At 66.1% G+C, this 7,864-nt stretch carries 8 protein-coding genes; 2 read left to right on the top strand and 6 right to left on the bottom strand.

Annotated features, from left to right (window positions below):
- Positions 1–270: 270 nt before the first annotated feature.
- The 3 genes from QZ588_RS17270 to QZ588_RS18200 all read right to left on the bottom strand — a co-directional run bounded on the left by QZ588_RS17270 (position 271) and on the right by QZ588_RS18200 (position 2,583).
- Positions 271–1,734, bottom strand: coding sequence for a TRIC cation channel family protein (locus tag QZ588_RS17270; RefSeq protein ID WP_295544265.1), 1,464 nt, complete (start codon positions 1,732–1,734; stop codon positions 271–273).
- A 118-nt stretch (positions 1,735–1,852) separates the two neighbouring features.
- Complete coding sequence (locus tag QZ588_RS17275; protein WP_295544267.1) at positions 1,853–2,188, bottom strand: STAS domain-containing protein; 336 nt, start codon at positions 2,186–2,188, stop codon at positions 1,853–1,855.
- The gene (locus QZ588_RS18200) at positions 2,188–2,583 is read right to left on the bottom strand and encodes an ATP-binding protein (protein WP_366929604.1); all 396 of its coding nucleotides are present in this window, start codon (positions 2,581–2,583) and stop codon (positions 2,188–2,190) included. The genes QZ588_RS17275 and QZ588_RS18200 overlap by 1 nt, the downstream gene beginning before the upstream one ends.
- On the opposite strand from QZ588_RS18200, the gene QZ588_RS17285 reads away from it, so the two are divergent.
- On the top strand, positions 2,582–2,908 hold the full coding sequence (locus tag QZ588_RS17285; protein WP_295544270.1) for an archease: 327 nt from the start codon (positions 2,582–2,584) through the stop codon (positions 2,906–2,908). The genes QZ588_RS18200 and QZ588_RS17285 overlap by 2 nt on opposite strands.
- A gap of 95 nt (positions 2,909–3,003) precedes the next feature.
- On the opposite strand, the gene mgtE is transcribed toward QZ588_RS17285, so the two are convergent.
- Positions 3,004–4,653, bottom strand: a complete 1,650-nt coding sequence (mgtE, locus tag QZ588_RS17290) for a magnesium transporter (protein WP_295544272.1) — start codon at positions 4,651–4,653, stop codon at positions 3,004–3,006.
- A 383-nt stretch (positions 4,654–5,036) separates the two neighbouring features.
- On the opposite strand from mgtE, the gene QZ588_RS17295 reads away from it, so the two are divergent.
- Complete coding sequence (locus QZ588_RS17295) at positions 5,037–6,302, top strand: hemolysin family protein (RefSeq protein WP_295544274.1); 1,266 nt, start codon at positions 5,037–5,039, stop codon at positions 6,300–6,302.
- Between the two features lie 108 nt (positions 6,303–6,410).
- On the opposite strand, the gene QZ588_RS17300 is transcribed toward QZ588_RS17295, so the two are convergent.
- The gene (locus QZ588_RS17300) at positions 6,411–6,971 is read right to left on the bottom strand and encodes a universal stress protein (RefSeq protein WP_295544276.1); all 561 of its coding nucleotides are present in this window, start codon (positions 6,969–6,971) and stop codon (positions 6,411–6,413) included.
- An 84-nt stretch (positions 6,972–7,055) separates the two neighbouring features.
- The gene (locus tag QZ588_RS17305; protein WP_295544277.1) at positions 7,056–7,757 is read right to left on the bottom strand and encodes a hypothetical protein; all 702 of its coding nucleotides are present in this window, start codon (positions 7,755–7,757) and stop codon (positions 7,056–7,058) included.
- Between the last annotated feature and the right edge of the window lie 107 nt (positions 7,758–7,864).

The raw sequence follows: 7,864 nt of genomic DNA on the forward strand, positions 1-7,864 counted from the left end.
CAGCATCCCTGCTGTCGAGACCCCCGCCAGCCGCAACCCAGCCCGCAGAAAGCGAAAACCGAGATGCGACGGGTATATTCATGCCGCAGGGCCTCGATGGGGGATGGCGAGCAGGCGACTGTTGCCGAGCATCAGGGCTCTGCCGCCGCCACCAGCCCGTTGCGAAGGTGCACCATGCGACGCGCATCGGCGGCCATGTCCGACTCGTGGGTGATCATGACGACGGTACGCCGCCGACGGCGACCGCTCAGGCGCAGCGCGCCACCAGCATCAATATTTGGGCGTCGGGATTTTGAAGATCACGAAGCTCATGCGCGTGACGATAATGCCCCCCACGCAGAAGGCGACGGCGAGCAGCACCTGATCGGTGGTGGCGTAGGGGCCTTCGAACTGCAGGAATAAGGCGAGCAGCACGCCCCAGAGGATGGCGGTCTCGCCGTAGAAGCTCGTATGCAGAATGGGGTTGTGTGCCTCGCTGCGAATCATGTCGCGGAGAATGGCGCCGCCGGTGGCGCTGAGCGCCCCGATCAGTGGCCCCCAAAACCACAGTGGCGCCAGGCCTTCTTCGGCGGTGATGGAGATGGCGACCACGGTGAACAGGGCCAGGCCGATGGCATCGAAAAACTCCAGCGCCAGCCTCGGGTCGGCGCGCCGGCGCAAACGCACGAACAGGTTCACCAGGTCGAAGAACCACAGCGCGCGCCCGCGTACGGCGTCGAGAAACCGGTTGAACAGGTAGCCCACCAGGATGGTGAGCAGACAGGTATAGATCATGCCCGGGGCATCGAAGAAATCCGGCTTGCGCAGCAGCAGGATATCGCGCAGGACGCCGCCGCCGAGTGCCGGCAGGGAGGCCAGCACGAAGGCGCCGAAAATGGAGTACTCGCCTTGGCGGGCGATGACAATGCCGGAGATGGAAAAGGCGATGATACCAACAACAAAGAAGATCTCGACCCAACTGTTGTGGAAGACCACGCCGATCGCGAGTGGATTGGTGAATTGCTGCAGAATGTGGTCGACGGTACCGTCGGCGATCATCCCCTCGAGGGCGTCATTGAAGCGCGCCAACTGCCAGTCGGGGAGTGTCTCCCGCGCCAGCAGGATATGGATGCCGCGTTGCTGGACGACCCAGGGCAGCGGGTTGATGTGTTGGGCATCCCACAGCGATAACAGCGCCAGTCCGCTCAGCTGATCACCCAGGAATCCGTCCGCGGCGCCATCCAGGACCGCGGCGACGCTTTCGGGCAGACTGTCGGTTTCCAGAATCAGGTCGTGCCGGCGCAATGTCTCGATGGCAGCGGCGCCGTCCGCGCCCCAGTCGAAATCGGCGACCACCGCCAGGCGCAATCCGCGTTGGCGCAGCTCCTCGGCGATGGCGGCTGCCGAATCCGTTGCCGCAATCTCGCTGTCCGGCGGGAGAAAGATCCGATCCAGCCCCAGCCGGTAGGGGCTCGAGACATCGGCGTAGGCCCGCCTTGCCGCCGTGTCGTAGGCCCCCACCACGGCGTCGATGTCGCCGGCCGCGAGTCGCCGCAGTGATTCGCCGAAGGGCTGATACTGAAAGGTGACGCTCAGGCCGGCGCGGGCCGCCGCCTCACGCATGATCTCCAGATCGACACCCGTGGGGAACTCGCGCTTGTGGTTGTGCTCGAGGTACTGGTAGGGCGGCTGGTCGGACCAGGCGACGCGCAGGTTGCGGTCGTCGGCGCTGGCCGGGCCGACGACGACGAGCATGTGCACTAGCCAGGCCGCAAGCCACAGCCGGATGGCGGTGCATCGCAGCGGCGCTCGCCCCGACAGCGCCCGCTCTGCGGCGGTCGCCCGCTGCATCGGTAAGCAGCCGTTGCAGGGCTTAGCCGGACAGCACCGCCAGCGCCTCATCGCGGGTCGGATAGGCGTCGATGATGGACAGGAAGCCGCTGATCTGCAGAACCTCGTGCACCGGCGCCTGCACGCAGCAGAGACCGAATCCCCGCTGATCTTTCTTGCACGCCTTCGCACCCATGAGAATGACCCGTAAACCGGCGCTGGACATGTATTCCGTATCCGCCAGATCCACCAGGATCGTCGGTGCATGACTGACCGATGCCATGAGCTGGGATTGGAGATCGGGGGCGGTTTTGCTGTCGATGCGGCCGCTGACGTTGAGAATCAGCGCCTGCTCCGTCTTTTCTTCGGTGATTTGCATTACTCGAGATTGCTCTGGTCGGTGAGTCGTGTGGTCAAGCGCAGGTCATTCCTGCCATGGCGATGGCGATAGCCGACGTCGTCCGCGAAGTGGCATCCGAAGTGGAGCCCGAGGCCGCCGACGGGTCGTGCTTCGATGTCGGCCGTCAGGACCGGCGCGGCGTTCTGCAGGGGATCGAAGGGCATGCCGTCGTCACTGCGCTCGGCCAGCAGGCAGCGCGCCTCGCGCCAGAGCGTTGACCGTAAATGACCCACCCGGTGGTTGCAACAAGAGAGACCCTGTAATCCGGGGCCAAACCCCGAAGGCGCAGTCCGAGGGCGAAACGGCGGGCATCCACATCCGTCCACCCGGCCGCCAACGAGTCGTGAGTCTTGGTACCGCATGGAGCCAGGCATGCCAGCGCACGCCCCCCACCGCAGCGATCCGAGCCCTGATCGACCGCCATCTGTGCCCGGCTGGCGACACTTCGAGCACCGCGCCGATATCGGCGTGGAGGGCGTCGGCGCCAGCCCGGCGGAGGCCTTCAGCCAGGCGGCGCTGGCGCTCACGGCCATCGTCTGCGATCCGGCGGCGGTGCAGCCGCGGACGGCGCTCGACATCGCCTGCGAAGCGCCGGATCTGGAGCTGTTGCTGGCGGACTGGCTGAACGCGCTCATCTACCGCATGGCGACAACGCGCATGCTGTTTTCGCAATTCGAGGTGCACATTACGAGCGGCTGAGCTTGCGGCGCCCGGGGCGCAGCGCCGGATGACCTGGGCCGTGCCGCGGGGCGCTGGGACCGCACCGCGGCGGTAACGGCGCCGTTGTGCTTTTGTTAAAGCAACAGCAGGGTGGCCAGCCCCAGAAAGGCGAGAAATCCGACGACGTCGGTGACCGTCGTCAGGACCACACTACCCGCCAGTGCCGGATCGATGCCAAGCCGGCGCATGATGAGGGGGATCACCACCCCGGCCAGGGCGGCGCAGAACAGGTTGAGCAAGATGGCGGCGGCGATGATGCCGCCGATGGCCCAATTGCCGAACCAGGCGATGGCGAGCGCCGCCACCACCAGCGCCCAGAGCAGGCCATTGAGGAGCCCGATGCTGATTTCCTTCAACAACAGGATAGGCGTGTTGACCGTGCCCAACTGACCCGTCGCGAGCCCGCGGATAACCAATGTCAGCGTCTGGCTGCCGGCGATGCCGCCCATGCTGGCGACGATGGGCATCAGCACCGCCAGCGCCACCACCTGCTCCAGTGTGTGCTCGAACAAGCCGATGACCCAGGCGGCCAGGAAGGCCGTCACCAGATTGATGCCGAGCCAGACGGCTCGCCGTCGGCTACTGGCCAGCACCGGGGCGAACATGTCCGTTTCCTCGTCGAGTCCAGCCATGCCCATCATGGAATGCTCCGCCTGGTCGCGGATAACGTCGACCACATCATCCACGGTGATACGCCCCAGGAGCACACCGGCGGCGTCCACCACTGGCACCGAGATGAGATCCTGGGTCTCGAAGCGGTGGGCGATGTCCGTTGCGGGCGTGGCCGCCGTCACCGGCTCGAAGTCGGTCTCCATCAGCTCGACGATGGGTGTCTCGGGCTTGGCGGTGAGCACCCGGCGGGCGCGTACGATGCCCTGGTAGCGGCGGTTACGGTCGACGATGTAGAACTTGTCGGTGTTCGGTGGCAGGTCTTCCAGCAAGCGCAGATAGCGCAACAACGTGCCCACCTTGATGTCCGGGCGCACCGCGATCTGGTCCAGGTTCATCAGGCCGCCGGCGCTGTCCTCGGGATAGGACAGCATGGATTCCACCCGCACCCGCTCGCGCTGGTTCAGGGTCTGGAGAATCTCCCGGCCGAGGCTTCCCGGCAGGTCCTGGATAAGATCCACCAAATCGTCAGGGGCCATGGTCCGGGCGGCATCCACCAGGTCGTCCAGCTCCATTTCTGCGGCCAGCCGCCGGCGCACCGCTTCATGCAGATGCCGCAGCACTTTCCCCATGCGCTCGTGCTCGAGCATATCCCAGGCCGCCGCGCGGTCAGCGGCGGGCAGAGATTCCAGCAAGCCGGCGATGCGTGCGGGGTGTAGTTTGCGAAACAGTCGGCCGATGCGTTTGAGCTTGCCGCTCTCCAGGGCCTCCAGCACCACGCGCAGCTGGGTTTCGTCCGCCGTATCCGATACGTCGGCGGCGCTGCCCGCGTGCAGCGTCGCCGCCTGCTCGGCCGGTTCGCCGGCGCCGGCGTCGCGGGTGAGCTGCGTCTGCAGCGCCGGCGAGATGTGTGCCAGCACCTTGTGCTCCACTGGCTCATCGATTTGCTGCCAGACACCGACGCGCTGCGCGGGTGTCAGGGTTTCCAGCAAGCTGGCGATCTTCGCCGGATGCATCATCCTGAGCAGGCGCCGGACCCGCTTGCGCTTGTTGCGGGCGAGGGCTTGACGCAGAGCGTCGACCTGAGTGTGGATAGCACCTTCGTCTGTACTCATGATGGACTCTCCGCGGCTGAGCTACGTCGATGGCCATCCCGCCCGGGCCAGCAGGCACCGCCGGGGGAGGTCGCCCGCCGATGCCCGGCGGTGATCAGGCTCCCCGGTGCCGATGCCGCCGCGGGCCATGCGCGCCGCGGGGTCTGCGCATCGCAGTCGCGGTTGACCCTGCGGGGTTAGAGCGTCGACGCGCTAATGTTACGATTCCGTTACGACCTCTGACTCGGCCTGAGCCTGTGTGGTGAGCCCCCGGCGCCGGGACGCGGCAGCCTCGGACGGGCAACCCGGCGGGTGTGGCTGGCTGGCAGCGGTGTCGCCACCAGTATAAAGATAATGGCCGTCTGTGCTCATCGGTGCGTCTCGGACGCGTTCCTCGAAATACTATGCAAGAACTGCTGACGCTGCTCGTGTTGCTGCTCCTCTCGGGTCTGTTCTCCGGCTCGGAGACAGCGTTGGTGTCCATTTCACTCGCACGGGCGGAGGCGTTGAACCATGAGGGACGCCCCGGTGCTGTGGCGCTGTATCGGCTGAAGAGCGATCCTGCGCGCATGCTGATCACCATCCTCATCGGCAACAACGTCGTCAATATCGCCGCTTCCGCCATCGCCACCGTGCTGGCCACCCGCTGGCTCGGCCATCTCGGGCCGGGCGTTGCGGTGGGCGTGCTGACGGCACTGATCCTGATTTTCGGCGAGATCACGCCGAAGAGCCTGGCCACACGTTATTCCGAGCGCATTTCGCTGGCGATCGCACCGGGACTGGTCGGCTTCATGCATGCCATCTACCCCCTGGTCTGGCTCTTCAGTCGATTCACCAATTGGGTACAGCGGCTGACCGGCGAGTATGGCGACCCTGTGGTGACCGAGGCCGAGCTCATCAGCATGACCGAGCACGGGGAGGAGGAGGGCACCATCGAGGCGGACGAGCGCGAGATGATCGAGCGGGTGTTCATCCTCAACGACCTCAAGGCGTCCGACGTGATGACCCCGATGCGGCGCGTCTTTATGTTGGATGGCCGGCGCAGCCTGGCGGAGATCCTGCCGGAAGTCCTGGCGCAGCCCTATTCACGCATACCGTTGCACGGCGCCGACTCCAACGAGATTCTGAAGATCCTGTTTTTGCGCGACCTGTTTCAGCAGGTCGCGTCCGGTGCGCTGGAGGCGGATGCTTTTAGCATCGCCCGGTCACCGCTGTACGTGCCGGATAACCAGAAGCTCGATGTGCTGCTCCCGCTGCTGCGGCGGGAAAAGCAGCACATGGCAGTGGTGGTGGACGAGACCGGCTACCTCGACGGTGTCGTCACGCTGGAGGATCTGGTCGAGGAGCTGGTCGGTGAGATCTATGATGAAGTGGATGAGTTACCGAGGCAGCACAAGGTCCTGGATAGCGATCATATTCTGGTGGATGGCCATATGGAGGTGCGCTGCGTAGAGGAGTTCTTCCAGCTCGAGCTCCCCGGCAAGCCCACCGACACCGTCAACCGATGGATCCTCCAGCATACCGGGCGTATTCCCTCCCAGGGCGAGCGTCTGGTGCTGGACGGGCTCGAGATCCAGGTACAAAACGCCTCGGAGCGACGTATCCGCCAGGTGGTGCTCGGCCGGCTTGCGGCGGAGTGTCATCCTGGCGAGCCCGCGGCGGATCTCTGATGCTGGATGCGCCGGTCGCCGCACCCTTCGGTGCTCTTGGTCGCCGCCGCGGGCGGGCGCTTTGGGGTGCGGGCCCGGCATTGGGGCGCGGGGGCGGGCCGCGCGGGCTCAGGTGGTCTCCACGGCGGGCGGCAGCGTGTGATTGGGCGGCAGGGGCCGCAGATGGCGCGGGTCGAGACGATTGCCGGCGGCATCCACGACCATGACCGGGCACGGCGCCCGTCTGAGCACCGCGCCGGTGACGTCGCGCCGCAAGAGCCGATCGAGACCGGTCAGCGGTCGGCCGCCGATGACGATGAGCCCGGCATGGGTGAGTCGGGCCACTTCGATGATCCGCTGCTTCGGCAGCCCGGGGACGACCAGCTGGCGCAGGGCGTCACCACGCGCTTCGGGCTCGTCGGCCAGCGCCTCGGCGGTGAGCCCGGTCAGCAGCTCGGCGGCTACATCGAGATTGGGTCGGAGCACGTCGCCGTCGTCGTGGCGACGATAAAGGCCGGCGGTGCGTGCGGTTTCGTGCAGGATGTGCAGCGCGATGGCGGGTCGGTGCTGATGCGCCGCCGCGCGCAGGGCTTGTCGCAGGCAGTGCCGTCCCACTTCATCGAAGCGCACGGCGGCGACGACCGGACCGGGCGGGGCGGCGGGGTCGAGCGGGCTGATGGGCTCTGGCATCGCGGGCGAGCTGAGCTGCGCGGGTTGGTATCCGGAGTTTACCCATCCGCCTGCACCCTTTCACGAGTTTTTTACCAGGTTTTTTCAGCCGCCGGCCACCACGCGTGCCAGGGTGCGCAGGTCACTCGCAAGACTTGACAGCTCGACGGCATGCGCGCGCCCTCGGGAGTTGCCTGGCTGTTGTGTGGCGATCGCTTCCAGGCGGGCCGCGTGGTCCAGCATGCGCTGGCGCTCGTTGTTCAACTGCGCGAGCTTGGCCCCGAACGCCTTGCGCATCTCAAGGGCGGCCTCGAGGCGCTCGTCACCGTCGGCCATCTCGGTCATGTCACGGCAGGCGGTGGCTGCCTGCATGGAATGGCGCCACCACTCCGAAAAGCGTGCCCGATGGTCGGCGAGGGTGTTGAGGGCTATGGCCATGGCATTGATCTCGTCGCGCCCGGCCGGGTCGGCCTCCAAGCGCTCGCGCGGGACCTCGCGCGTCATCTGATCGAGCAGGCCCACCATGCGTCGCACTGGATGCACGATGCGGGCGGTAATCACCAGGGCCAGCACAAAGCCCAACAGCGGCGTGATGATGGCCACGAGCAGGCTCCACTGCGTGCGCCGGGTGGCGTCGTCGGCGATGGCGGCGCTCTGCCGGGCCATGCGCGTGCTGGCGACTGCCAGGTTCTCTTCCACCAGCGGGGTGATGCGGGCGGCGGCCTGGAACATGCCCCGGGTGAGCTGGTCGATCTGCGCGTTCTGCGCCACTAAGGCGTGGAAGTTGCGACGGTATGGTCTTTTCATTTGACATCCCGACACGATCTCTAATTGGTGCGTGAATCCGTGAGGTGAATGGCGCCAAACGGCGGCTTCCATCGAATGGCATGCACCCAGGTCAGCAATTGGTCACG

Origin of the sequence: uncultured Thiohalocapsa sp., assembly GCF_913062725.1 — a bacterium.
In the GTDB taxonomy this organism is placed as follows: domain Bacteria; phylum Pseudomonadota; class Gammaproteobacteria; order Chromatiales; family Chromatiaceae; genus Thiohalocapsa.